Consider the following 21,658-nt stretch of genomic DNA (forward strand, 5'->3'; position numbering starts at 1 on the left):
CCGGTCAGCGCTCACGCATTCAGCCAGTCCACCAGCAGGCGGTCCAGCAGGGCCGCCTGACGATCAAAGCGCTTCGGGTCCTCCAGCAACGCCTCGCGTGACGGCACGCCATTGCCCTCCAGGGGCGCGGGATGGCGGGCCAGGCGGTCCTGTGTGGCCGCCGCATCCATGTGCGGATGGAAGTTGAGCGCCACCACGCGACCCTCATCCCAGCTGAAGCCGGCCACTGGCGTATGCTCGCTGCTGGCCAGCAGCTCGCAGTCTTCCGGCAGGCCGCAGATCTCCTCATGCCACATCAAGGCCTCGAACTCGGCGGGTAGCCCCAGCGGGCACTCGTTGCTGCGCGTCAACGTGGCCCAGCGACGCTGCGGCACCACGGCGGACGAGACGATCGCCCCCATCTGCTCGGCGATCAGTCGCGCCCCCAGGCCAATTCCCAGCAGCGGGCGATTGCTGTTCAGTGTGCGCCGAATCAACTTGCGCTGCAGGCGCAGCGACTGCTGTTCGGCGGGCGAGGCCGGCTGTGCGGCGCTCGACAGGCGTTGCGGGCCATCCAGCACCACCAGCGCATGAAAGTCATCGATGCCCGGCAGCGCTTCGCCTGCCAGCGGGAAGCTGGTGTTGAAGCTGTGCCCCATGCCGGAAAGCCAGTCCTTGAGGCGTAGCGGACTCTGCCAGTCATGCGCTAGCGTTGCGGTATCGGCGGCTGAATCTGGTTCAGTGTCAGGGAGTTGCCCCTGATGTATGAAGTAAAGATGCATGGCTTCATCATGCGTGAGCGCCATGTCAGCGTAAAGGCCCCAGTACTTGCTTCTCAGTACCTGCATCTCATTACTTGCATAGTCAGTATCTACATCTCAGCACCTGCACCGGGCGAACCAGCCGCGACTCGACAAGGAGAGAACCGCATGCGGGCCGAACTGCTCGAACAGATCTACACCGTGGTGGCGCAGATTCCCGAAGGGCGCATCACCACCTACGGGCGTATCGCCAAGATGACCGATGGCGCCAGCGCGCGCATGGTCGGCTCGGCGATGCGTCACCTGCCGGATGGCCATCAGTTGCCATGGCATCGCGTGATCAACGCCTCGCTCAAGGTCACCGAGCACGGCGGGGCAGTGCGCCAGCGGGAAAAGCTGCGCAGCGAAGGCATCCTGTTCGATGGTGCCGGCCGCGTGCCGACGGAATGCCTGTGGCCCTGAGGAGTGCGGCAGCACGGCAGCGCTCGAGCAGGGTCGCGTTCATCCGGCCACGCGCGGGCGCTACCCTTTCGCCTATCCTATCGCATACCCTATAGCGACCTCCGGTGACATCGCGGCTGGCGGAGCCAAGACGCCAGCGCGAACGCCGCATATTGAATAGTGAAGTGAGAATAGAGCCGTCATGACTCAGCCTGTATCCGGTTTCCGTGCGCGCCTTGATGCGCTGGCCCCCGTGCGCCGTACTGCCTTCATGGCGGCGCTGACCGAGCGACTCCTGCCCAATGCCGGCTTCTACGCCGAAGCCAATGGCACGGCCAGCGCGCTGGACACCACGCGTGAGCTGCGCAAGCTGCTGGACCTCGTCTGGGAGCAGCTGCGCGTGCGCGATGCCAAGATCGATTTCTCACTGCAGGCCGAGAAGGTCACCGCCTTCGAGCCCGCCGAGGACGATGACAGCTTCGGTGCGCGCCGCGCCCTGGAAGCCGTGATGGCGCTGACCGCCTGCATCGATGTGCTGATCAGTGAAGAGCCGGAAGCCGCGCTCAAGATCAGCCGTCTGTCCGCCGATGGCGTGCGCGCACTGATCGACCTGCAGGCCGGTGAGGGCATCGAGCAGGAAGCGCTGGAAGCCATGATTCGCGAACATCCCTTGATGATCGATGAGCGTGATTTCCAGGACGCCGTGCTCGAGAGCGTCGAAGCCCCGCAGCTGTCACGCGATGACTGGCGCGCGCTCAAGCAATTGGGCCGCAATGAAGATGTCAGCAATCTCGGGCTATCCTTGCAGGATTGAGCGGCCCGATTCGGGCCATCCTGGTGCCAGTGATGACTGGCCAGCCGTTATTGGAGAGACAGATGAGCGACACCCGTCAGCAGGATTCTTCTCCGATGAACGCAGCGCTGAATGGCGTGATTCAGGCGCGTCTGGACGCCATGCGTGAGCGTCTCGCACAGCCGACGCTGAGCGCGGCGGATGTGCATGCGCTGCGCGTCGACTGCAAGCAGCAGCGCGGCTGGTGGCAACTGCGGCGCGAGTCGCTGGGCAAGTCGGCGGTGAGTGAGCATCAGACGCGTCCGCGCGCCGTCGCCAAGGCATTGGCCGGGCCGCGCGAGGCGCACATGCTGCGCAAGACCCATGGTCGCGCCTACGCCTGGGTGGATGAGCGCAGTCAGCGCCTGCTGGATGCGCTGCGTCCGGGGCTGACCAGTGCCTCGCTGAGCGAGCCAGAGGGCGAACTGGATCACGCGCCGCTCGAGACGCTGCTGAGCGAAGAGCGGGCGGCCTGGCAGGCGGCACCGCTGACGGTGGAGGAGCTCAACATCGGGCTGGAATTCAGTCGTCATCGCATCAGCAAGCTTGCGGCGCAGGTGGCCAGCAAGCGTGAGATCGAGACGTCTCACCGTCTGCGCAAGTGGGTCAAGTACCGCATGTTCCAGCTGGCACTGGCGCACGAGGCGCTGGGTGAGGCAGCCGCGCGGGAACTCGAGTCACCGAGTCATGGACGGCGCCGCGAGCCGGAACTGCTCGACAAGGCGGCCGCGCGGCTGGGCAATCAGCATGACCTGGCGGAGCTGGCGCTGTGGGTCGGGGAGCGCGTGATGCTGCCTGCCGCCGAGAAGCATCTGGTCGCGGACATCATGACGCTTGCCGACCAGCGACTCGCGCAGGCGCTCAAGCCACTGAAGAAGCTGGGCTACGTCTGAGCGCTGTTCTCGCCTGAACCGAAGTTGCTTCTCTGCAGACAAGAACGCCGCCATTCCCTGAGGAAATGGCGGCGTTCGCGTTTCTGCCTGAACTACCCTGCGGCTGCGCTTACAGGCGCATCTCGATACCGCGTGCGGCCATATGCGCCTTGGCCTGGGGGATCGTGTACTCGGCGAAGTGGAAGATGCTGGCGGCCAGCACCGCATCCGCTCCGCCTTCGAGCACGCCATCCACCAGATGGTCGAGGGTGCCGACACCGCCGGAGGCGATCACCGGCACGCTGACGGCGTCGGAGATGGCGCGTGTGACGCCGAGATCGAAACCGGCCTTGGTGCCATCGCGGTCCATGCTGGTCAGCAGCAGCTCGCCGGCGCCCAGCTCGACCATCTTCTTCGCCCACTCGACGGCGTCGAGTCCGGTCGGCTTGCGGCCACCGTGGGTGAAGATCTCCCAGCGCGGTGTCTCGCCGTCCTGGCTGACGCGCTTGGCGTCGATGGCGACCACGATGCACTGGCTGCCGAAGCGTTCCGCGGCTTCACGCACGAAGTCCGGGTTGAACACGGCCGCGGTGTTGATCGAGACCTTGTCCGCGCCGGCATTCAGCATGGTGCGAATATCTTCACAGGTGCGGATACCGCCCCCCACCGTCAGCGGGATGAACACCTCACCGGCGATGCGCGACACCATGTCGACCGTGGTGCCACGGTTGTCGACGCTGGCGGTGATGTCGAGGAAGGTGATCTCGTCGGCGCCTTGCTCGTTGTAGCGCTTGGCGACCTCGACCGGGTCACCGGCATCGCGGATACCGACGAAGTTGACGCCCTTCACGACACGACCGGCGTCGACGTCCAGACACGGGATGATGCGTTTGGCGAGTGCCATGATCGCTCCCCTCAGGCCTTGCGGCCGGTGATGGAGTCGGACAGCGCCTGCGCTTCGGCGATATCCAGGCTGCCTTCATAGATGGCGCGGCCGGTGATGGCACCGAGGATGCCCTGATCGGCCACTTCGGCCAGGCCACGGATGTCATCCAGGTTGGTCACGCCGCCGGACGCGATCACCGGGATACCGCCTTCGCGGGCCAGTGCCACGGTGGCTTCGATGTTGACGCCCTGCATCATGCCGTCGCGGGCGATGTCGGTGTAGACGATGGAGGACACGCCGTCGTTGGCGAAGCGCTTGGCCAGCTCGGTGGCCTTGATGGTGGAGACTTCGGCCCAGCCATCGGTGGCCACGAAGCCGTCACGCGCGTCGAGACCGACGATGATGCGGCCCGGGAAGGCGCGGCACATCTCGGCGACGAAGGCCGGTTCCTTCACGGCCTTGGTGCCGATGATGACCTGACCGACACCGGCTTCCAGATAGTGCTCGATGGTCGCGGCATCACGGATGCCACCACCGATCTGGATCGGCAGCTCCGGGTAGGCGCGGGCGATGCGTGTCACGGCGTCGCCATTGACCGGCTTGCCTTCGAAGGCACCGTTGAGATCGACCAGATGCAGACGACGGCCACCGGCCTCGACCCAGCGCGCGGCCATGGCCAGCGGGTCATCGCCGTAGTTGGTGGAGTCTTCCATGCGGCCTTGCTTCAGGCGTACGCACTGACCGTCCTTGAGATCGATCGCGGGGATTACCAGCATGTCGGGTGTCCTCTCGGCGTGTCTGGGCACGCCTGTATTGTCGTCGGTATATCGAAGGCGGATGTATCGGCGTCCGTCACGCGAGACAGACGCCGAGGGTCACGCGGGCGAGCCTTCAGGGCTGCCAGCGGACGAAGTTCTCGAGCAGCTTGAGGCCGACGGCCGCGCTCTTCTCCGGGTGGAACTGCACCGCGAACAGGCTGCCCTCACCGATGGCGACGTGCGCCTCGGCACCGGCGTAGTGCGTGGCGCCGTAGACCTTGGAGCGCTCGCTGGCCGACACATAGAAGCTGTGCACGAAGTAGAAGCGCGAGTTGTCCTCGATACCTTCCCACAGCGCGTGGCCCTGGGTGTGCGCGACATGATTCCAGCCCATGTGCGGCACCTTGAGGCGCTGGCCGTGTTCGTCCAGCTGCTGGTCATCGAAGCGTTTCACGTCGCCCTTGAAGTAGGCGAGGCAATCGATGCCACCGTTCTCTTCGCTGCGCTCCATCAGCATCTGCTGACCGACGCATACGCCCAGCAGCGGCTTGCTGTGGTTGCTCAGCAGCTCGCCGACCAGACCACGCAGCTCGGCGCGTTCAAGCTCGCCCATGCAGTCACGGATGGCGCCCTGGCCGGGCAGCACCACGCGGGTGGCACCGCGGATGGCGCGCGGGTCACTGGTGATCACGACATTCTCGTCGGCCACGTGCTCAAGCGCCTTGGCGACGGAGTGCAGGTTGCCCATGCCATAGTCGATGACGGCAATCGTCATGTCTTTCTCCCGAAGGCCGGAGGCAGGCTCCGGCGCTGGATGTCAGGCGTCTGGCGCCCGGATCATTCGTTTACAGCGAGCCCTTGGTGGAGGCGATACGGCCTCCCATGCGCTCGTCCTCTTCCACTGCCATGCGCACGGCACGGCCGAAGGCCTTGAAGATGGTCTCGGCCTGGTGGTGGGCATTGAAGCCCTTGAGGTTGTCGATATGCAGGGTGGCGCCAGCGTGATTGACGAAGCCCTGGAAGAATTCCCAGAACAGCTGGGTATCGAAGCGACCGATGTTGCCGCGGGTGAACTCGCACTGCATGAACAGGCCCGGACGACCGGAGAAGTCGATCACCACGCGAGACAGGGCTTCATCCAGCGGCACGTAGGCATGGCCGTAACGGCGGATGCCGGCCTTGTTGCCCAGCGCCTGCGCGAAGGCCTGACCCAGGGTGATGCCGATGTCCTCGACGGTGTGGTGGTCATCGATATGCAGGTCGCCATCGCAGTCGACCTCGATGTCGATCACGCCGTGACGGGCGATCTGGTCCATCATGTGTTCGAGGAAGGGCACGCCAGTGTTGGCGCTCAGCTTGCCTTCACCGTCCAGATTGATGCGGACCCGGATCTTGGTTTCCGAGGTGTTGCGATGAACTTCGGCGATACGCTCTACCATGATGTCTCTCCAGCGGTCGGTGACGCCATCAGCGGCTTCGGGGCCGATGGGGTCTGGGCGCAGTCTGGGGCCTTTGGTAAGAGAGGCGTGTGTCCAGTCCGGCCGGGAAGTGCGCATCATGTGGTTATTGTCATGTGATGTCGCAATCGAAATCGTGATCAGGGCATTGACGACGGCAGAGAGCCGTCGGCGGGGCGCTTGATCGGCGGCAGGCGCGTCGTCTTTGTGCCTGCCCGACCCGTCATTATAGAGAAAGGACAATGGCATCCGCTACAATGGCGGGCATTCATATCGCGGGCGAGGATCTCACCATGCCGGTCACTCTTCAGATGATCGATCACGCACGCTGGCAAACCGATGAGCAAGTCCGTATCGATCTGTCGCGTATCTATCACGAAGCCCCCAGTGAGCGTCTCCCGCTCGCCCCGGATGACTTCATTCAGGCCAATCTCGCCGCGGGTCACCGCTTCTGCAGCGCCTTCTTCAACGATCGTCATATCGGCGCGCTACTCTGCGAGGATGAAGGCGATGCCTGGAAGATCAGCCATTGCTGCGTGCGCAAGAGCACGCGTCGACGCGGTGTCGGTACGCGCCTGATGGCGCTGCTGTCGCTGGAAGCGGCCAGTGCCCAGCGTCTGCTGGTCGTGCCGAGTCAGGGATTGACCCTGGCCGACGAGCTGCTGGTATCACGTCTGGGCTATGTGCGAGACCCCGCCCGCGACGGCTTCGTGCTGGCGCAGGAGTGAACCCGGTCGTTGCCGGATGCGGAACTGACGTCAACGCGACCTGTCCACCGGCTGTGTCATCATCATTTCTGTCTTGAGGCTGTCTCGCTGTGCGGGAGGATGGCGCGCAGCGCTCGAGCTAGATGATGAGCGGGAGAAAGGGCATCGCCTGATGCCACGAGTTCCCAGCGCCATTCCATGTGCTGCCCTCTGGAGTGAGGGCACCGTAGCAATTCTCATCGTGTCAAAGGGAGGACGCAGATGAAAGCACTGTTCAGAGCCTTGCTGGCCATCGTCGGAGTACTGGCGTTGGTGGTCGTGGCAGGGGTGATCTATGTCACCACCTTCCTCGATCCGAATGATCTCAAGCCGCGACTGGTCAAGGCGGTCAAGGACCAGGCGGGGCTGGAACTGGCCCTGAACGGCCCGCTGGACTGGTCCTTCTATCCGCGTCTTGGCGTCAGCGTCGAGGACGCCGAAGCCTGGCTGCCGGAGCAGGAGCGTGACCAGTCACCGTTTGCCTCCTTTACCCGCGCGGAAGTCGGCGTGTCCTTCACGCCACTGCTGAGTGGTGAGGTCGAAGTCGAAGGCGTCTTCCTCGACGGCCTCAAGCTGGCGCTCGAGCGTGATGCACAGGGGCGTGGCAACTGGGAAAGCCTGCTCGAGCATGCGGCGACGGCCGCCGACAGTGGCGTGGCGGATGAAGCGCTGCCGCCGGCCAAGAGCGCCGGTGTGGCGCTGGCGGATGACACGACGCCGTCGGTGCAGAATGGCGCCGGCAGCATGGCGGTCAATCTCGATATCGCCTCGGTGCAGGTCACCAATGGTCAGATCGCCTATCAGGACGCGGCCAGCGGGCTCGACATGACGCTCAACGATGTGGCGTTGACGTCCTCCAACGTCAGCCCCGACAAGGCCTTCCCGGTCGAGCTGTCGTTCGTGGCCGATGGGCGTGAGCCGGAGCTTCAGAGCACCGTCAGCCTCGATGGCAAGGTGGCGCTGGACCTGCAGGGCGGCCGTCATGTGCTGACCGGCGTGAGCCTGGATACCACCACGCGCATGCCGTCGCTGGGTGACAAGGACCAGAGCGTGGCGCTGGATATCGACACCCTGACGCTGGACACCGACAAGCAGCTGTATCTGGCCGATGGCGCCGAGCTGGACGCGACGCTCCATCAGGCCGCGCTGGGTGACAAGGCCCTGCCGCTGAAAGCCACCTTCGGCGCCGAAGCGGACCTGGCGGCAGGCACGGCGAATCTCGAGAACCTGCTGCTGACCTCCGGCAGTGACCTGCGCCTCAGCGGGGCGCTCAAGGCCAAGGACATCACCGGCGATGCGCTCAGCTATAGCGGCCAGTTCAAGCTGGCACCGCTGTCGCCCAAGGCGTGGATGACGCGTGTCGGCATGGAGGCGCCGCAGACCGCCAAGAGCAGCGCGCTGACCTCACTGGCCTTCTCCAGCCCGTTCAAGGGCGACATGTCGCAGGTGCAGCTGACCAACCTGGTGATGGCGCTGGATGACACCACCATCAATGGGCGTCTCGGCTCGTCCTTCGATGCCTCGCAGATCACCTTCGATCTGGATGTCGACGCGCTCAATCTCGATGACTACCTGGCACCGGCGGGCGCAGACGAGAAGACGGCAAGCCTGGGGGAAGCGCTCACGGCGGGCGTGATCGCGCCGGTCTATGCGGCCGATGGCGATGCGGAGCTGCTGCCGGTGGCACTGCTCAAGACGCTGGGCCTTCAGGGGCAGCTGGATATCGGCACGCTGATCGCCTCGGGGCTCGAGATGAGCAAGGTGACCGCCAAGCTGTCCGGTCAGCCGGGTGTGCAGCAGCTCGATAGCCTGACGGCCAGCCTCTATGGCGGCTCGCTGGCGGCCAATGCACGCATCGACAGCCGCAAGACACCGCTGAGCATGAGCTTCGGCGAGAAACTGACCAATCTGGATATCGCGCCGTTCCTCAAGGCGCTGGCGCCGGAGCAGAAGGACATCCTGCGCGGTCGCCTGACGCTTAATGGTGACTACACCACCAGCACCAATCAGATCGATAGCATCAAGCGCAATCTGAACGGCAAGGGCAACTTCGAGATTCGCAATGGCGAGGTGCTCGACGTCAATATCTCCAGGGAGATGTGCACTGCCGTGGCGACGCTGAGTGGCAAGACCTCCTCGCGCGAGTGGAAGGCCAATACGCCGCTGGAACGCGCGCAGGGCAGCTTCACGGTCACCAATGGCGTGATCAGCAATCAGGATCTCGCCCTGGCGATTCCGGGCATCGCGCTGGACGGCAAGGGCCAGCTCAACCTGCCGACCGAGGCCTTCGACTACAACGTGGCGGCGCGCTTCATCGAGGGTGCGGATGACGCGGCCTGTGAGGTCAATCCGCGTCTGATCAAGCTGCGCTTCCCGGTCCAGTGTCAGGGCAATCTGAGCGGTGAGCCGGGCGAGTGGTGTGGCTTCGATCAGAAGGGCTTCCAGAGTGCCGCAGCGGAACTGGCCAAGGATGAAGCCAAGCGCAAGGCGGGCGAGAAGGTCAGCGAGAAGCTGGATGAGAAGCTCGACGAAGATACCCGCAAGAAGATCGACGACAAGCTGGGCGAAGGCGCCAGCGACAAGCTGAAGGGCGCGATTCAGGGGCTGTTCAACTGATCACGCGCTCCCTTCGCAGCAAGACCGGCACGCCAGCTCCTCGGGGCTGGCGTGCTGCCGTTTGAGCCCAGGCCATGGCGTCGACCATGGCGCGAGCAGAGGAAGTTTTGATGGCGCGACCTGACACTGCTGCCACGCCAGACGTGACAGCTCCCGAGAGCCACGCCACGCCCGGCTTCGAAGACATCGCCCTGAGCCCCGAGGCGTTTCAAGCACGCGTGTTCGACTGGTTCGATGAGCATGGCCGCAAGCACCTGCCCTGGCAGGAGAACACCACGCCGTATCGCGTGTGGGTCTCGGAGATCATGCTCCAGCAGACCCAGGTCGCGACGGTGCTGCCGTACTACGCCCGCTTCATGGAGCGCTTCCCGGATGTCGCGGCGCTGGCGGCAGCGGATATCGATGACGTGCTGCACCTGTGGACGGGCCTTGGCTACTACGCGCGGGCGCGCAATCTGCACAAGGCCGCGCAGCAGGTCGTGAATGAGCACGACGGCGCCTTCCCGGTCGAGAGTGTCGAGGCACTGTCGGCCTTGCCGGGCATCGGGCGTTCGACCGCTGGGGCGATCATCAGCATCAGCACCGGACAGCGGGCGCCGATTCTCGATGGCAACGTCAAGCGCGTGCTGGCTCGCCTGCATGCCGTGGAGGGCTGGCCGGGCCGTCCGGCGGTGGAGCGCAAGCTGTGGACGCTGGCGGAGCGCTACACGCCGCAGGTGCGGCTGGCGGACTGGACCCAGGCGATGATGGATCTCGGGGCCACCCTGTGCACGCGCGGCAGCAAGCCGGATTGCGCACGTTGCCCCTTCGAGGAAGTCTGCGTGGCGCATGCGCGTGGCGAAGAGAAGCGCTTCCCCGAGAGCAAGCCCAAGAAGACCATTCCGACGCGTCAGACGCTGATGTTGCTGGTCAGTGATGCGGCGGGGAAGATCCTGCTGGAACGCCGTCCGCCGACGGGCATCTGGGGCGGCCTGTGGGCGCCGCCACTGGTCGAGGACCGCGAGGCCGCGCGGGAATGGGTCGCCCACGAAGCCCGCGGCGCCCATCTGGAGGCGCCACTGGCGAGTTTCGAGCATGTCTTCAGTCACTTCCGGCTGACCATCACGCCGCAGCCGGTACAGCTGGGGGAGGCAGGGCTTGCGCCAGCTCAAGCGGCCGGGAGCGTCAACGAGTCAGCCGCCGACCGTCGCTTCGTCGACCCTGCCGCGCCGGACGCCGTGGGCCTGCCGGCGCCGGTCAAGGCGCTGCTGGCGCGCTGCACGGATGATCTGTTCGGCCTGTGAGGCCTTGTCGGTGTCGGCATCGGCCGCACGTCTGGGGCAAAGCGGCCCAGGCGTGCGAGAATGAGGCAACAGTAAAGGCGTCTGGCGAAGGCTCGGCGCTCATCCACACTGACATCCAGTTCTCTTACGGAGTTACCCATGCGCACCGTACATTGCCGCAAGTATGACCAGGACCTGCCGGGTCTCGATTTTCCGCCGCTGCCGGGCGAGAAGGGCCAGGACATCTGGTCCAACGTCTCGAAGCAGGCATGGGAAGAGTGGCAGGCGCTGCAGACGCGCCTGATCAACGAGAAGCACCTCAACATGATGGATGCCGACAGCCGTCGCTATCTGATGGAGCAGATGGATCGCTTCTTCAACAACCAGGAGACGGACCAGGCCGAAGGTTTCGTGCCGACGGACGCCGCCGCCAAGGGTGAATCGCAGGGCGGACAGGGCTACGAAGTCTGAGTGGACGGCGAGGACGGCGGAAGGCGAATTACGACGCCAAATTCTTGATAAGCAAGGGTTGACGTCGGGAAAGGTTTTCTATTTAATACGTCCTCGTTGGCAAGGGCCAGATAGCTCAGTTGGTAGAGCAGGGGATTGAAAATCCCCGTGTCGGCGGTTCGATTCCGTCTCTGGCCACCAAGTGTTGGGGTATAGCCAAGTGGTAAGGCACCGGTTTTTGGTATCGGCATTCCCAGGTTCGAGTCCTGGTACCCCAGCCAGCTGACATGCAGTAACGTAGTAAGAAGACTCATATCATGAGTTCTTTGTGCCGGCTTAGCTCAGTTGGTAGAGCAACTGACTTGTAATCAGTAGGTCGAGGGTTCGACTCCTTTAGCCGGCACCATCTTCAGGCTTCTGTAGATGAGCGAAGAACACACGATATAGAGGTCGCCTTGGCGGCTTTTTTTGTGTCTTCAGGTTGGCCAGATAGCTCAGTTGGTAGAGCAGGGGATTGAAAATCCCCGTGTCGGCGGTTCGATTCCGTCTCTGGCCACCAAATTGGGGTATAGCCAAGTGGTAAGGCACCGGTTTTTGGTATCGGCATTCCCAGGTTCGAGTCCTGGTACCCCAGCCAATTCTGGCTAGCTGATGAAGTCGCAGGATGAATTCGGCAGCCAACAGAAAAGCCACCCTTCGGGGTGGCTTTTTTGCGTCTGGAGTAAAGGTCTGGGCGGCGGCTTGGTATACCGCAGGCCAGCGCTCCTCTCAATGCGAGGTGGGCTCTTCCGGGTGCATCGCCAGCCAGCTCAGGCGCTTGCGATAGATGGTAGAGGGGGCGATCTCCAGTATCGCCGCAGCGCGGGGGATACTGCCATCACAGGCGCTGATGACGCTCTCGATCGCCTCGCGTTCGACCATCCACAGCGGGCGCAGCGTGGTCTCGCTGTCCTCCGACGCGTTGTGGCTGACCGGCGTGCGATGCGCCGTGCTGGAGGGCAGGTCCAGCATGTCGGCCGTCAGCACCTCACCATCATTGAGGATGATGGCGCGCCGCAGCGTGTTTTCCAGCTCCCGCACGTTGCCGGGCCAGTCATGGGCCAGCAGCTGACGCTCGGCGCACGCACTGAGTCGTGTGAAGCGCTTGCCTTCGTGGCCTGCCATGCGCCCCAACAGCCCGGTGGCGATCTCCAGGATATCCTGACCGCGCTCGCGCAGCGGCGGCACCTTCAGCGGGATGACGTGCAGACGATAGAAGAGGTCTTCCCGGAAGCGGTGAGTATCGACCAGTACCCGCGGGTTCTGATGCGTGGCGCACACGATGCGGCAATTGACCTCTACCGTGCGCGTGGCACCCACCGGCATTACCTGCCCCGTCTGCAGGAAGCGCAGCAGCTTGCTCTGCAAGGGCAGCGGCAGCTCCGCGATCTCATCGAGAAACAGCGTCCCCCCATCTGCCGCCACGGCGAGCCCCTGCTGGGCGCTCACGGCCCCCGTGAAAGCCCCGCGCACATGTCCGAACAATTGCGACTCCAGCAGCTCTGCCGGAATGGCGGCACAATTGACGGCGATGAACGGGCCGTCACGTACCGGGCTATGGCGGTGAATGGCAGTGGCACACAATTCCTTGCCGCTGCCGCTTTCGCCGGTGATGAAGATGGGAGCGTCCGAGTGGGCGACCTGGATGAGAGTGCGATAGAGCGTCTGCATGGCCGATGAGTCTCCGATAAACTCCCCAAAACCGCGAGGTCGCTTTACCGGTAGTTCCCTTACCCGCGAGGTAGTGGAGATATCGTCAGCCAGATTCAATGCAGTAGCCGATGATGCAGCCTGATGAGCTTTCAGTGCGGTCATGAGTGTTGTTCCCTTGCTGCTGGTCTTTCTGCATTGCCTGCGCTTCGTGCGAGCGGGCTGCGAAAGAATAATTGTCGGGCTGCTTCTGGTGACAGCCTCACCGGAGAGTCTGGATTCTCCAGCGTTGAGTGTTCGTCTTGGGGGTTTATCGAGTACCCATATAGAGGTTAATGACTTGTGCGAGATGATCATGGCGGCTTTTAGTGCGTTTTTTCCGCTCCCCCTGAGTGGCAGACTTCTCAGTCTCGACGCTCGCCTGGCTGACCAACTCTCTACTCACGCTGAAAGGGTGAGTTCTGGTATCTGACGGTCTGTCTTCCCGCGGATGACTGTCCCGAGCAGTGCATCACTGGGCGTCTTCCTCCTCATCTTCGTTGTTGTGGGTGATGGTGAAGTCAGTCGACGACGTCTGAGAGCTGCCATCCGCGGACTGATCCGCAGTGCCATCGATGGTGCCGGTGGAACCATCACTCAGTGTCTGTTCGATCTGTTGCCAGTTGCCGATCGAGGTACTGCTGCCGGTATTGAGGGTATATTCCCCGATATTGGTATCGGACCCTTCCCCCAGGCTGCCGGCCTTCTTGCTCTCGTAGAGGATCAGGGCGGTTTCTGCGCTACGTGCCGGAAAGTCGTAGGGAAATGGCCCCATCAGCGAGTTGGCGCTGGCAGTCGTGGCCAGCAGGCATCCCGCGCTGACGACCCCCAGGCTGATACGTGTAAAGGCATTCATGTCTTGCTCCTTTCGCTCTGTGAAAGATGCAGTGTCTGATGCGTGAAGAATCTGGTGTCGGCAGATGCTGAAACACACGCGGGTTGCCCCGCGTGTGTTGATCAGGCTGTCGCTGGATTATTGCGGACCGACATTGATGGAGACGTTGTTGCCCACTGAGGTCGCAGCATTGTTGATGACCGGGCCATCGAAACTGCCCACTGGCGGCAAGCCGAGCGTGATGTCGCTGACCGAGGCCGTGGAGGTCACATTGGCGAAGCTCATCTGGGTATTGTCAGCAATCAGGGCGGTATCAAGACCAGCTGTATCCTGGGTGACCGACAGGTTGTTGCCCACGGAGGTCGCAGCGTTGTCCACGCTCAGGTTGAGAATGTTCTCGACCTTGGCCAGTGAATCAATATCAGCTTTGCTGAAGTATCCCCCTGCCAGGAACTGCTCGTTATGCAGGTTGACCATGGCATCGCTTTCGATGGAGGCATTGTTGCCGACTGAGGTCGCCGCATTTTCCAGGCTTTCCAGGCGCGTGATATCAGGATTCACGACACCGCCAGTATCGGTGGTGATAGTGTAGGTGCCCGCGACAGCGCCCGCAGCAGCACCCGCACCTGCAGCTGCGCCACTACCAAAGATGCTTGCCGCTGCACCTGCTCCTGCGGCGGCCCCTGCGCCTGCCCCAGCGAAGCTACCTGTCTCGACGGTAGTTTCCCCGGCGGTCGTGCCATAGGTGACATCCTTGACGATGGCTTCCGAGCTGACGTCACCGATCTGCTTCTGGAAGTTCTCGATCATCACCAGGCCGCCCGGATCAACGATATGCGGATCAATATAAGCTCCCACCTTGACGTGAGTGTCTACATGTCCATGCCACTTCCAATGGACATTGTCGAAGGCCTGCGCCTGGCTTGCCATCATCATGCCGCTTGCGAGACCGATGGCGACTGCGAGCTTGTTATAGGTAGTCATTGTCATGTTCCTCATGAATGTTGACTTATTGTGCTGCGCTGGATGCTGCCGGTACTTCTGATGCGGGTGCTGCTTGCAACGGTGTTGCGACTGCTTCATTTGATTCATTGCCACTTGCTGCATTACTGCTGGTATTGGCTGCGGCCACTTGCTGCGTGTTGCTTACGTCGTCTGCAACATGCTGTCCCGGGTGAAGCTCGCATTCCTGTCCCGCAGGTACAGGAAGCCCCAGGCCTTCAGTCAGAAGCTGATACGCGCCCATCTCCACGACTGATCTCACCCCCAGCTGCAGTGGCTCATTGCGCACTGCGCCGGAATCAAACTCGATCAACTGATTGCCGAAGAAGCGGTAGATGCCGGCTTCGACTTCATAACCCACCACCTGCTTCTGCAGGCTGGTGACATAGACGGTGCGGAAAGTGCGGATGTCGACCATGCGCAGGTCCAGGCCGACGTTGATGACTGCAGTGCGCAGTCCGGCCCCGATTCCGCTGACAAACAGGCGAGCTCCACCACTTGAAATGTTGTAATTGAGCTCTGTCAGTGCGCCGAGAACCACGAAATGCGAAGGGAGAACTGCCAGTTTGCGCGGCGAGTAGGCCATGGCCTTATTCTCGAAAAGCTGCTGCTCTGCCAGCGGGACTCGTACATCGAGACGCTCGGTAAGATGTACCTTGCGAGTCTTGTAGAGAGCACTTATCAGCATCTCTGATACGCCCTGGGTCACGGCAGCACTCTCTGTCACGGTGGAGTAACTGCGCTGACCGGTCTTGTCCGTCACCTGACCCACTGCAATCACAGGCAGGTTGGTGGCTCCCTGAATTCGACTGAGTGATACGAGGCATTCGCTATATGGCGTATTGTTGGAGGTGACTGGTGGCCCTACGACCGGTTCGACATTGTCGAATTTCGGTTCGACAGCGGCGCAGCCCCCCAGCACTGTGGCCATGCAAGCGGCCATGCATATCCGTGGCTTAAACATGCTGGAAGTTCCCCTGGTGTGACGCATGATCCTGCGCCGTTATTTTTCTCTGATATGTCTCTATCAGTTGTTCTGCCGTGTTTTCTAAGGGGCACGAAACGTGCCAAACAATTTCACAATATTTCACAGACACTTACGCATTAATGCGCAATGTTGCGTGCGATGCGTTTTGCAAATGGCGAAGCGAAGTGAGGGGAAATACCACGGGCGTGGTGCCAGTGATGAGTCGCTGATTAGGCCGCTTGTCTCACGGAAGATGAGAGTTCGTGGCAACAGGATGAGTCGGGACTGGCGAGAGGGGGTGACTGAAGGAATTTGTCATCCGCGAGGCACAGGCAGCCTCATGTTTTCTTGAGAAGGGTGATGGCGGGTGTGGTGTGAGATTGGATGGTCTTTTAACGATCTTGTGGATCAGATCTCTATGCTTATTTCATGAATCTCGGGGTTGAAGTCTGTTGTATGGCCCATAGGTGGGACAGTGCGGGCAAGCCGCATGCTAGAACGCCAGATTCCACTTTCCTCAATGCAAGACATTGATGCCTTAAGGAGAGCATGATGACAGCTTCACGCCATATGACCTCGTACAACGCCACTTCTGCTCTTTCATCCAAGCAACGCCAACATGAGCAGACCGATGGTGGCAACGTCAGCGCCGCTGCAGAAGCCTCCAATCAGCAGCTGGACGCCCGTCAGACCAATGCCGACCGTGATCAGGCGCCGGAAGCCTATCTCGACAAGTCGGGCAGCGATCGAGGCTCCGATCACTCGAGAGACGCCTATCCGACGCGCCTGAGCCAGCCGCCGGAGCATCTGTGGCAGAAGCGCCGTGAGCCCGTCGTGCACTCGCGTGCCGATGAGGGTCCGCTGGGCGCCGAGCAGCTCAAGCGTTTCAAGAGTGACGGCTTCCTGTTCGAGCCGGAATTCCTGGCGCCGGAGGAAGTCGAGGCGCTGAAGACCGAGCTGGCAGCGCTGCTCGACAACGAAGAGTGGCAGGGGCGTGATTTCACCATCACCGAGCCCAAGAGCCGCGAGATTCGTTCCATCTTCGCCGTGCACTTCCTGTCCGAGCGCTTCCGCCAGCTGGCAGAAGACCCGCGCCTGGTCGATCGCGCGCGCCAGATCCTGGGGGGCGATGTCTATCTCCACCAGTCGCGCATCAACTACAAGCCGGGCTTCGAGGGCAAGGGCTTCAACTGGCACTCGGACTTCGAGACCTGGCACGCCGAGGATGGCATGCCGGAGATGCGTGCGGTCAGCGCCTCGATCATCCTGACCGACAATCACCACTTCAATGGTCCGCTGATGCTGATCCCCGGCTCGCATGAAGTCTTCGTGCACTGCCTGGGCGAGACGCCGGATGACAATCACAAGTCATCCCTGCAGACCCAGAAGGTCGGTGTGCCCTCGCGCGAAGCACTGAGCGAGCTGATCGCCGAGCGTGGTATCGAAGCACCGACCGGCGCCGCCGGTGGTCTGTTGATGTTCGACTGCAATACGCTGCATGGCTCCAACGCCAACATGTCGCCGGACCCGCGCAGCAACGCCTTCTTCGTCTACAACCGCGTCGACAACGCGATGCAGGCGCCCTTTGCCGCCGCACGTCCGCGCCCGGAATTTCTCGCACACCGTCTCGATGGTGGCTGGGATGAACTTGAAGACTGAGCTTGAAAACTGAAGTTGAAGACCGAGCTTGAAGACTGAAGTTGAAGACTGAAGTGGAAGACCAAGCTTGAAAGCTGAGCCTTGAAGATCGAAGTGGACTGAACTGCACAACGCCGGGTTGCGCTCAGGCGGCGAAATCTCGGACGTTGGTGTGGTAGTGGCAGGCTGTCGGGGCGACGTATCATTGCGATATCTCTCATTGATCGTCTTTCATTGATCCTCCATCACGCCCCGACAGGAGTTCTACATGCCGCTTGCTCAGCGTTTCACCCCGCGTTTCAGCGATGGTCGCGTCTTCGCTCATGACCTCGGCAAGGTGGTCTGTGTCGGCCGCAATTACGCAGCCCACGCCGCGGAGCTCGGCAATGAAGTGCCCAGCGAGCCGTTGCTGTTCATCAAGCCCGCTACCAGCGTGACGCCGATGGACAAGCCATTGGCGATCTCGCGGCGTCGTGGCCAGTACCATTACGAGGCCGAGCTGGCGCTGCTGATCGGCAAGCCGCTGTGTGAAGCCAGCGAAGCAGAGGCGCTGGAAGCACTGGCCGGCATGGGCCTGGCGCTGGACCTGACCCTGCGTGAGCGCCAGAGCAAGCTCAAGGCCAAGGGCCAGCCGTGGGAGCTGGCCAAGGCCTTCGATGGCAGCTGTCCGCTGTCTTCTTTCGTGGCGCTGGAAGGGCCGCGTTGGCGTGATGCCGATGGCGAGCTGCACAGCGTGGATTTCCAGGCGCTGCACTATCGCTTCGCCATCGACGGGGAACAGCGCCAGCAGGCGGATACCAGCCTGATGCTGTTCCCCGTTGCGCGCCTGCTCAGTGAGATCAGCCACAGCTTCACCCTGCTGCCCGGCGATGTGGTGCTGACCGGCACGCCGGAAGGCGTCGGCGAGCTGAATCCGGATCAGGCGCTGGCACTGGCGCTGGACGCCCCGGATGGCAGCGGCGAGCTGTTGCGTGTCGAGACACGCACACGCGGCGTGGCATGACGTCTGGGGCTGAGCCAGCCCTGAGCGAGTAGACAGCAGCCCTGAGCGAGTTGAAAGCAGCCCTGAACGAGTAGACAGCAGCCCTGAGCGGGTTGAAAACAGCCCTGAGCGGGTTAAAAAAACAAAAGCCCCTGCCGGGTCACCGGCAGGGGCTTTTGCTGTCTGGACTTTAGCTTTTGCTATCCGGGCCAATCCTTCCGAACCTGATCCTTCCAAACTCGGTTCATTGAGCCAGGGCCCGAGCCTCGGCAGTGTCTCAGCTCTCCAGGTAGGTGTAGCCGTCGAGACCGGCCTTCAGGTCTTCGAGCAGGTCTGCCTGTTCCAGCGCATTCAGATTGGATGACTTGAGCTGACGCGCGAGGCGTGCGGCCAGCTGCTCCGGGTCGAAGTTCACGTAGCGCAGCACCTGCGCCACGCTATCTCCCTGGATCGCATGGGAAAGCTGCCACTGGCCATCGTCGTCGAGGCTGGCATCCACGGAATCGGTATCGCCGAACAGGTTGTGCAGGTCGCCGAGGATTTCCTGATAGGCGCCGACCATGAAGAAGCCGAGCAGCTTCTCTTCATCGGCATGCCATTCCGGCAGCGGCAGGGTGGCGTCCAAGCCCTGGTCATCCACATAGGTGTCGATGCGGCCATCGCTGTCGCAGGTGATGTCCTGAATCACGCCACGCCGGGTCGGCGCGCGGTCGAGACCGGTCAGCGGCAGGATCGGGAAGATCTGCTCGATGCCCCAGATGTCCGGCAGCGACTGGAACAGCGAGAAGTTGACGAACAGCTTGTCGGCCAGCTTCTCGTTGAGCTCATCGAGCACCGCGCGGTGCGAACGCTGGCGCGCATCGAGACGCCCGGCCAGGCTGCGACACACGTTGGTGTAGATGGCTTCGGCCTCGGCGCGGATGGCGATGCTGGCCAGCCCCATCACGAAGCGCTCCTGCACCTGATGCTGGGCATGCACCACGGCGTGGTAGATCTCCACCAGCTCACGCGGCTCAAGCTGACCTTCCAGCCGTGCGGCCTGCGCCCACAGCGCGGCGATCTGGGCATCGTCCTCGCGGCGTGCGGGCAGCGGCAGGTTCACGCGTTCCTCGCCGATCACGTCCGTGACCAGCACCGCGTGATGAGCGGTCAGGGCGCGGCCGGATTCGGAGATGATGTGCGGATGCGGCAGGTCATGGGCATCACAGACGGCGTGGAAGGCGCCGACCACATAGTCGGCGTATTCGCGCATCGAGTAGTTGAGCGAGCAGGCGCTTTCCGAGCGCGTGCCTTCGTAGTCCACGCCCAGGCCGCCGCCGACATCGACGATTTCCACGCCGGCGCCAGCTTCGTGCAGGCCCTGATAGAAGCGCGCGCACTCGGCCAGGCCGCGCTGGATGTCGCTGATGTCCGCGATCTGGGAGCCAAGATGGAAGTGGACCAGCTTGAGGCAGTCCAGCGCATCCACCTCGCGCAGACGCTCGACCAGCGCGACGATCTGGCTGGCGGTCAGGCCGAACTTGGACTTCTCGCCGCCGGTGTTCTGCCAGTTGCCCTTGCCGATGGTGGCCAGGCGCGCGCGCAGGCCGATGCGCGGCCGCACGCCCAGGCGCTGTGCCTCTTCCAGCACCAGTTCCAGCTCGCTGGCCTTCTCGACCACCAGATGCACGCGGTGGCCGAGCTTCTCGCCCATCAGCGCCAGACGCACGTATTCGCGGTCCTTGTAGCCATTGCAGACGATCACCGACGGGCCGCTGTCCGACAGCGCCAGCACGGCGAGCAGTTCCGGCTTGCTGCCGGCTTCCAGCCCGACACGCCCGCGTGAGCGCTCGCTGGTCGCCAGCAGTTCCTCGACCACGCGACGCTGCTGATTGACCTTGATCGGGTAGACGGCGGTGTAGCTGGCGCCATAGCCGCGCGAGCTGATGGCGGCATCGAAGGCGGCGCACAGCTGCTCGACGCGGTCATGCAGGATATCGGCGAAGCGAACCAGCAGCGGCAGGCGCAGGCCCTGGGCGCGCGCCTTGTCGATCAGCGAGATCAGCGGCAGCGCAGGCGTGCCCGGCTCGCCATGCGGGCGCACCAGTGTCAGGCCATCCTGGCCCACGTCGAAATAGCCGCTGCCCCACTGGTCGATGTTGTAGGTGCGGCGTGCTTCGGCTGCAAAGGAGGTCATCGCGGTCTCCGGAGATGGACGGCGTGAAGGCAAGCCCGGCGGTGCTCAACAGGTGTAGGCAACGTCGGAGAAGACAATGACGCCCGCAGGAATGTGGGCGCTCAGAGGGCGCATTATGCCTGCTGGGGGCCAGCAGGCAATTGCTTTGACGACTCGGTGAGTACGGAAGGTGCCGATCAGGCCGGTTGCGTGGCCTCGGGCAGCGGCAGAGCGCCTTCCTCGATGCGCCGACCCAGCAGCTGGCGGTACTGTGCCGGGTCCTTCGGCGTCAGGCTGTGGGCGGGCGGGTCCACGTAGACCACCAGCAGGCGTGACAGCCAATAGCGCAGCGCGGTCATGCGCAGCATGCTCGGCCACAGGCGGCGTTCGTCGGCATTCATCGGGCGCTCGGTCAGATAGGCGCTGAGCAGGGCGTCATAACGCGCCGGGTCCAGACGGCCATCGTCATTGGAGCACCAGTCATTGACCAGAATCGACAGATCGAAGATCAGGTCGCCCGTGCAGCCGTTGTAGAAGTCGATGATGCCGCCGAGGCGGTCGCCGTCGAACAGGGTGTTGTCGCGGAACAGGTCACCGTGCAGCGCGCCCTGCGGCAGCTCGACACCGCTGAAGACGTCTTCGCAGACATCGATCTCGTCGGCCATCAGCGCCTGGTCTTCCGGGCTCAGATACGCCAGTACCTTGTGGTGCATCGGCTTGATCCAGTGCAGGTCACGGGTATTGGGGCGGTGGCCGGTGAAATGCTGCGAGACGGCATGCATGCGCCCCAGCGCCGCGCCGATCTCGCGGCACTGCGCCACGTTGGGCGAGACCGGCCAGTTGCCCGGCATACGCGGGAACAGCAGCGCCGGCTTGCCTGCCAGCACCTTGAGCGCCTGGCCGTCGCGGTCGTGCAGCGGGCCCGGCACCGGCAGCTTGTGGCTGGCGAGGAAGTCGAGCAGCTCGACGAAGAAGGGCAGTTCCGCATGCTCGCCCTGCTCGAACAGGGTCAGCACCATCTCGCGGCGATCGGTGGTGACGAAGAAGGTCGAGTTCTCGGTGCCGTGCGCGACATCCTCAAGCGATGTCAGCGTGCCTGCGTCGTACTCTGCCAGAAATTCTGCGACCTGAGCGTCGCTCAGGGGGGTAAAGACTGCCATGGGTGACTCTTCTCGCCGAAATGTGTCCGCCCCGCCAGTGGCGCGCCGCCGGAGCGAAGCGGCGGCAATGCGCTGACAGGAGTTGTTGTAGGTATGCAGGAAGGATGCCGCCACGCCCGGGGGCAAGAGAT

Annotated in this window: 20 protein-coding genes and 5 tRNA genes; 14 read left to right on the forward strand and 11 right to left on the reverse strand. The window is 62.9% G+C overall.

Annotated elements, in window-relative coordinates:
- Positions 1-11: 11 nt before the first annotated feature.
- Positions 12-827 (reverse strand): type 1 glutamine amidotransferase, encoded by an 816-nt coding sequence (locus U0O11_RS00950; protein WP_324691122.1) that lies wholly within the window; start codon positions 825-827, stop codon positions 12-14.
- 81 nt (positions 828-908) lie between these two features.
- On the opposite strand from U0O11_RS00950, the gene U0O11_RS00955 reads away from it, so the two are divergent.
- From U0O11_RS00955 to U0O11_RS00965, 3 genes are all read left to right on the forward strand, one after another.
- A complete protein-coding gene (locus tag U0O11_RS00955; protein WP_043336737.1) occupies positions 909-1,202 on the forward strand; it encodes an MGMT family protein in 294 nt (97 codons plus the stop codon).
- A 181-nt stretch (positions 1,203-1,383) separates the two neighbouring features.
- Complete coding sequence (locus U0O11_RS00960) at positions 1,384-1,995, forward strand: YjaG family protein (RefSeq protein ID WP_043336733.1); 612 nt, start codon at positions 1,384-1,386, stop codon at positions 1,993-1,995.
- Positions 1,996-2,057: 62 nt separating this feature from the next.
- On the forward strand, positions 2,058-2,906 hold the full coding sequence (locus U0O11_RS00965; RefSeq protein ID WP_324691124.1) for a CHAD domain-containing protein: 849 nt from the start codon (positions 2,058-2,060) through the stop codon (positions 2,904-2,906).
- A 109-nt stretch (positions 2,907-3,015) separates the two neighbouring features.
- On the opposite strand, the gene hisF is transcribed toward U0O11_RS00965, so the two are convergent.
- The 4 genes from hisF to hisB all read right to left on the reverse strand — a co-directional run bounded on the left by hisF (position 3,016) and on the right by hisB (position 5,968).
- Positions 3,016-3,789 (reverse strand): imidazole glycerol phosphate synthase subunit HisF, encoded by a 774-nt coding sequence (gene hisF, locus U0O11_RS00970; protein ID WP_043336726.1) that lies wholly within the window; start codon positions 3,787-3,789, stop codon positions 3,016-3,018.
- A gap of 11 nt (positions 3,790-3,800) precedes the next feature.
- Positions 3,801-4,547 carry a 1-(5-phosphoribosyl)-5-[(5-phosphoribosylamino)methylideneamino]imidazole-4-carboxamide isomerase gene (hisA, locus tag U0O11_RS00975; RefSeq protein ID WP_043336722.1) on the reverse strand — a complete coding sequence of 249 codons (747 nt, stop codon included), beginning with the start codon at positions 4,545-4,547 and terminating at the stop codon, positions 3,801-3,803.
- A 115-nt stretch (positions 4,548-4,662) separates the two neighbouring features.
- Positions 4,663-5,304: an imidazole glycerol phosphate synthase subunit HisH gene (hisH, locus tag U0O11_RS00980; RefSeq protein ID WP_324691127.1), complete on the reverse strand. Its 642-nt coding sequence runs from the start codon at positions 5,302-5,304 to the stop codon at positions 4,663-4,665.
- Positions 5,305-5,374: 70 nt separating this feature from the next.
- Positions 5,375-5,968 (reverse strand): imidazoleglycerol-phosphate dehydratase HisB, encoded by a 594-nt coding sequence (gene hisB, locus U0O11_RS00985; protein WP_043336716.1) that lies wholly within the window; start codon positions 5,966-5,968, stop codon positions 5,375-5,377.
- Between the two features lie 260 nt (positions 5,969-6,228).
- On the opposite strand from hisB, the gene U0O11_RS00990 reads away from it, so the two are divergent.
- From U0O11_RS00990 to U0O11_RS01030, 9 genes are all read left to right on the forward strand, one after another.
- Positions 6,229-6,714: an acetyl-CoA sensor PanZ family protein gene (locus U0O11_RS00990; protein WP_225347481.1), complete on the forward strand. Its 486-nt coding sequence runs from the start codon at positions 6,229-6,231 to the stop codon at positions 6,712-6,714.
- A 240-nt stretch (positions 6,715-6,954) separates the two neighbouring features.
- On the forward strand, positions 6,955-9,348 hold the full coding sequence (locus U0O11_RS00995) for an AsmA family protein (RefSeq protein ID WP_324691131.1): 2,394 nt from the start codon (positions 6,955-6,957) through the stop codon (positions 9,346-9,348).
- 110 nt (positions 9,349-9,458) lie between these two features.
- A complete protein-coding gene (mutY, locus tag U0O11_RS01000; RefSeq protein ID WP_324691134.1) occupies positions 9,459-10,631 on the forward strand; it encodes an A/G-specific adenine glycosylase in 1,173 nt (390 codons plus the stop codon).
- A gap of 138 nt (positions 10,632-10,769) precedes the next feature.
- Positions 10,770-11,081, forward strand: coding sequence for an oxidative damage protection protein (locus U0O11_RS01005; RefSeq protein WP_052384882.1), 312 nt, complete (start codon positions 10,770-10,772; stop codon positions 11,079-11,081).
- 104 nt (positions 11,082-11,185) lie between these two features.
- Positions 11,186-11,261: transfer RNA gene (locus tag U0O11_RS01010), tRNA-Phe, on the forward strand.
- Between the two features lie 5 nt (positions 11,262-11,266).
- Positions 11,267-11,341 (forward strand) — tRNA-Gln (locus U0O11_RS01015).
- A 49-nt stretch (positions 11,342-11,390) separates the two neighbouring features.
- Positions 11,391-11,466, forward strand: a tRNA-Thr gene (locus U0O11_RS01020).
- A gap of 77 nt (positions 11,467-11,543) precedes the next feature.
- A tRNA-Phe gene (locus U0O11_RS01025) sits at positions 11,544-11,619 on the forward strand.
- Positions 11,620-11,622: 3 nt separating this feature from the next.
- Positions 11,623-11,697 (forward strand) — tRNA-Gln (locus U0O11_RS01030).
- Between the two features lie 131 nt (positions 11,698-11,828).
- On the opposite strand, the gene U0O11_RS01035 is transcribed toward U0O11_RS01030, so the two are convergent.
- From U0O11_RS01035 to U0O11_RS01050, 4 genes are all read right to left on the reverse strand, one after another.
- Entirely contained in the window at positions 11,829-13,106 is a 1,278-nt protein-coding gene (locus tag U0O11_RS01035; RefSeq protein ID WP_324691135.1) for a sigma-54 interaction domain-containing protein, read from the reverse strand.
- Positions 13,107-13,260: 154 nt separating this feature from the next.
- Positions 13,261-13,644 carry a hypothetical protein gene (locus tag U0O11_RS01040; RefSeq protein ID WP_284727168.1) on the reverse strand — a complete coding sequence of 128 codons (384 nt, stop codon included), beginning with the start codon at positions 13,642-13,644 and terminating at the stop codon, positions 13,261-13,263.
- 117 nt (positions 13,645-13,761) lie between these two features.
- Positions 13,762-14,706, reverse strand: a complete 945-nt coding sequence (locus tag U0O11_RS01045) for a hypothetical protein (RefSeq protein WP_165873872.1) — start codon at positions 14,704-14,706, stop codon at positions 13,762-13,764.
- Complete coding sequence (locus U0O11_RS01050; protein ID WP_324691141.1) at positions 14,633-15,556, reverse strand: CsgG/HfaB family protein; 924 nt, start codon at positions 15,554-15,556, stop codon at positions 14,633-14,635. Before U0O11_RS01050 ends, U0O11_RS01045 begins: the two co-directional genes overlap by 74 nt.
- A 588-nt stretch (positions 15,557-16,144) precedes the next feature.
- Here U0O11_RS01050 and thpD point away from each other — a divergent pair.
- Complete coding sequence (thpD, locus tag U0O11_RS01055) at positions 16,145-17,251, forward strand: ectoine hydroxylase (RefSeq protein ID WP_318833289.1); 1,107 nt, start codon at positions 16,145-16,147, stop codon at positions 17,249-17,251.
- Between the two features lie 247 nt (positions 17,252-17,498).
- Positions 17,499-18,233, forward strand: a complete 735-nt coding sequence (locus U0O11_RS01060; RefSeq protein ID WP_176675972.1) for a fumarylacetoacetate hydrolase family protein — start codon at positions 17,499-17,501, stop codon at positions 18,231-18,233.
- Positions 18,234-18,489: 256 nt separating this feature from the next.
- Here U0O11_RS01060 and speA read toward each other — a convergent pair whose 3' ends face one another.
- Both speA and U0O11_RS01070 read right to left on the reverse strand, forming a co-directional pair.
- Entirely contained in the window at positions 18,490-20,388 is a 1,899-nt protein-coding gene (gene speA / locus U0O11_RS01065) for a biosynthetic arginine decarboxylase (protein ID WP_054555224.1), read from the reverse strand.
- 176 nt (positions 20,389-20,564) lie between these two features.
- Positions 20,565-21,527 (reverse strand): homoserine kinase, encoded by a 963-nt coding sequence (locus U0O11_RS01070; RefSeq protein ID WP_324691145.1) that lies wholly within the window; start codon positions 21,525-21,527, stop codon positions 20,565-20,567.
- Positions 21,528-21,658 lie beyond the last annotated feature (131 nt).

Source organism: Cobetia sp. D5 (genome assembly GCF_035666195.1).
Classification (GTDB): Bacteria; Pseudomonadota; Gammaproteobacteria; order Pseudomonadales; family Halomonadaceae; genus Cobetia; species Cobetia amphilecti.

Coding starts and splice junctions, on each gene's coding strand:
- thpD (WP_318833289.1), top strand. CDS start 16,145: ATGACAGCTTCACGCCATATGACCTCGTACAACGCCACTTCTGCTCTT.
- U0O11_RS01060 (WP_176675972.1), top strand. CDS start 17,499: ATGCCGCTTGCTCAGCGTTTCACCCCGCGTTTCAGCGATGGTCGCGTC.
- hisB (WP_043336716.1), bottom strand. CDS start 5,968: ATGGTAGAGCGTATCGCCGAAGTTCATCGCAACACCTCGGAAACCAAG.
- hisF (WP_043336726.1), bottom strand. CDS start 3,789: ATGGCACTCGCCAAACGCATCATCCCGTGTCTGGACGTCGACGCCGGT.
- U0O11_RS01035 (WP_324691135.1), bottom strand. CDS start 13,106: ATGATCATCTCGCACAAGTCATTAACCTCTATATGGGTACTCGATAAA.
- U0O11_RS01005 (WP_052384882.1), top strand. CDS start 10,770: ATGCGCACCGTACATTGCCGCAAGTATGACCAGGACCTGCCGGGTCTC.
- U0O11_RS00990 (WP_225347481.1), top strand. CDS start 6,229: ATGGCATCCGCTACAATGGCGGGCATTCATATCGCGGGCGAGGATCTC.
- U0O11_RS00960 (WP_043336733.1), top strand. CDS start 1,384: ATGACTCAGCCTGTATCCGGTTTCCGTGCGCGCCTTGATGCGCTGGCC.
- mutY (WP_324691134.1), top strand. CDS start 9,459: ATGGCGCGACCTGACACTGCTGCCACGCCAGACGTGACAGCTCCCGAG.
- U0O11_RS01050 (WP_324691141.1), bottom strand. CDS start 15,556: ATGGCCACAGTGCTGGGGGGCTGCGCCGCTGTCGAACCGAAATTCGAC.
- U0O11_RS00965 (WP_324691124.1), top strand. CDS start 2,058: ATGAGCGACACCCGTCAGCAGGATTCTTCTCCGATGAACGCAGCGCTG.
- hisH (WP_324691127.1), bottom strand. CDS start 5,304: ATGACGATTGCCGTCATCGACTATGGCATGGGCAACCTGCACTCCGTC.
- hisA (WP_043336722.1), bottom strand. CDS start 4,547: ATGCTGGTAATCCCCGCGATCGATCTCAAGGACGGTCAGTGCGTACGC.
- U0O11_RS01045 (WP_165873872.1), bottom strand. CDS start 14,706: ATGAAGCAGTCGCAACACCGTTGCAAGCAGCACCCGCATCAGAAGTAC.
- U0O11_RS00955 (WP_043336737.1), top strand. CDS start 909: ATGCGGGCCGAACTGCTCGAACAGATCTACACCGTGGTGGCGCAGATT.
- U0O11_RS01070 (WP_324691145.1), bottom strand. CDS start 21,527: ATGGCAGTCTTTACCCCCCTGAGCGACGCTCAGGTCGCAGAATTTCTG.
- U0O11_RS00995 (WP_324691131.1), top strand. CDS start 6,955: ATGAAAGCACTGTTCAGAGCCTTGCTGGCCATCGTCGGAGTACTGGCG.
- U0O11_RS01040 (WP_284727168.1), bottom strand. CDS start 13,644: ATGAATGCCTTTACACGTATCAGCCTGGGGGTCGTCAGCGCGGGATGC.
- speA (WP_054555224.1), bottom strand. CDS start 20,388: ATGACCTCCTTTGCAGCCGAAGCACGCCGCACCTACAACATCGACCAG.
- U0O11_RS00950 (WP_324691122.1), bottom strand. CDS start 827: ATGCAGGTACTGAGAAGCAAGTACTGGGGCCTTTACGCTGACATGGCG.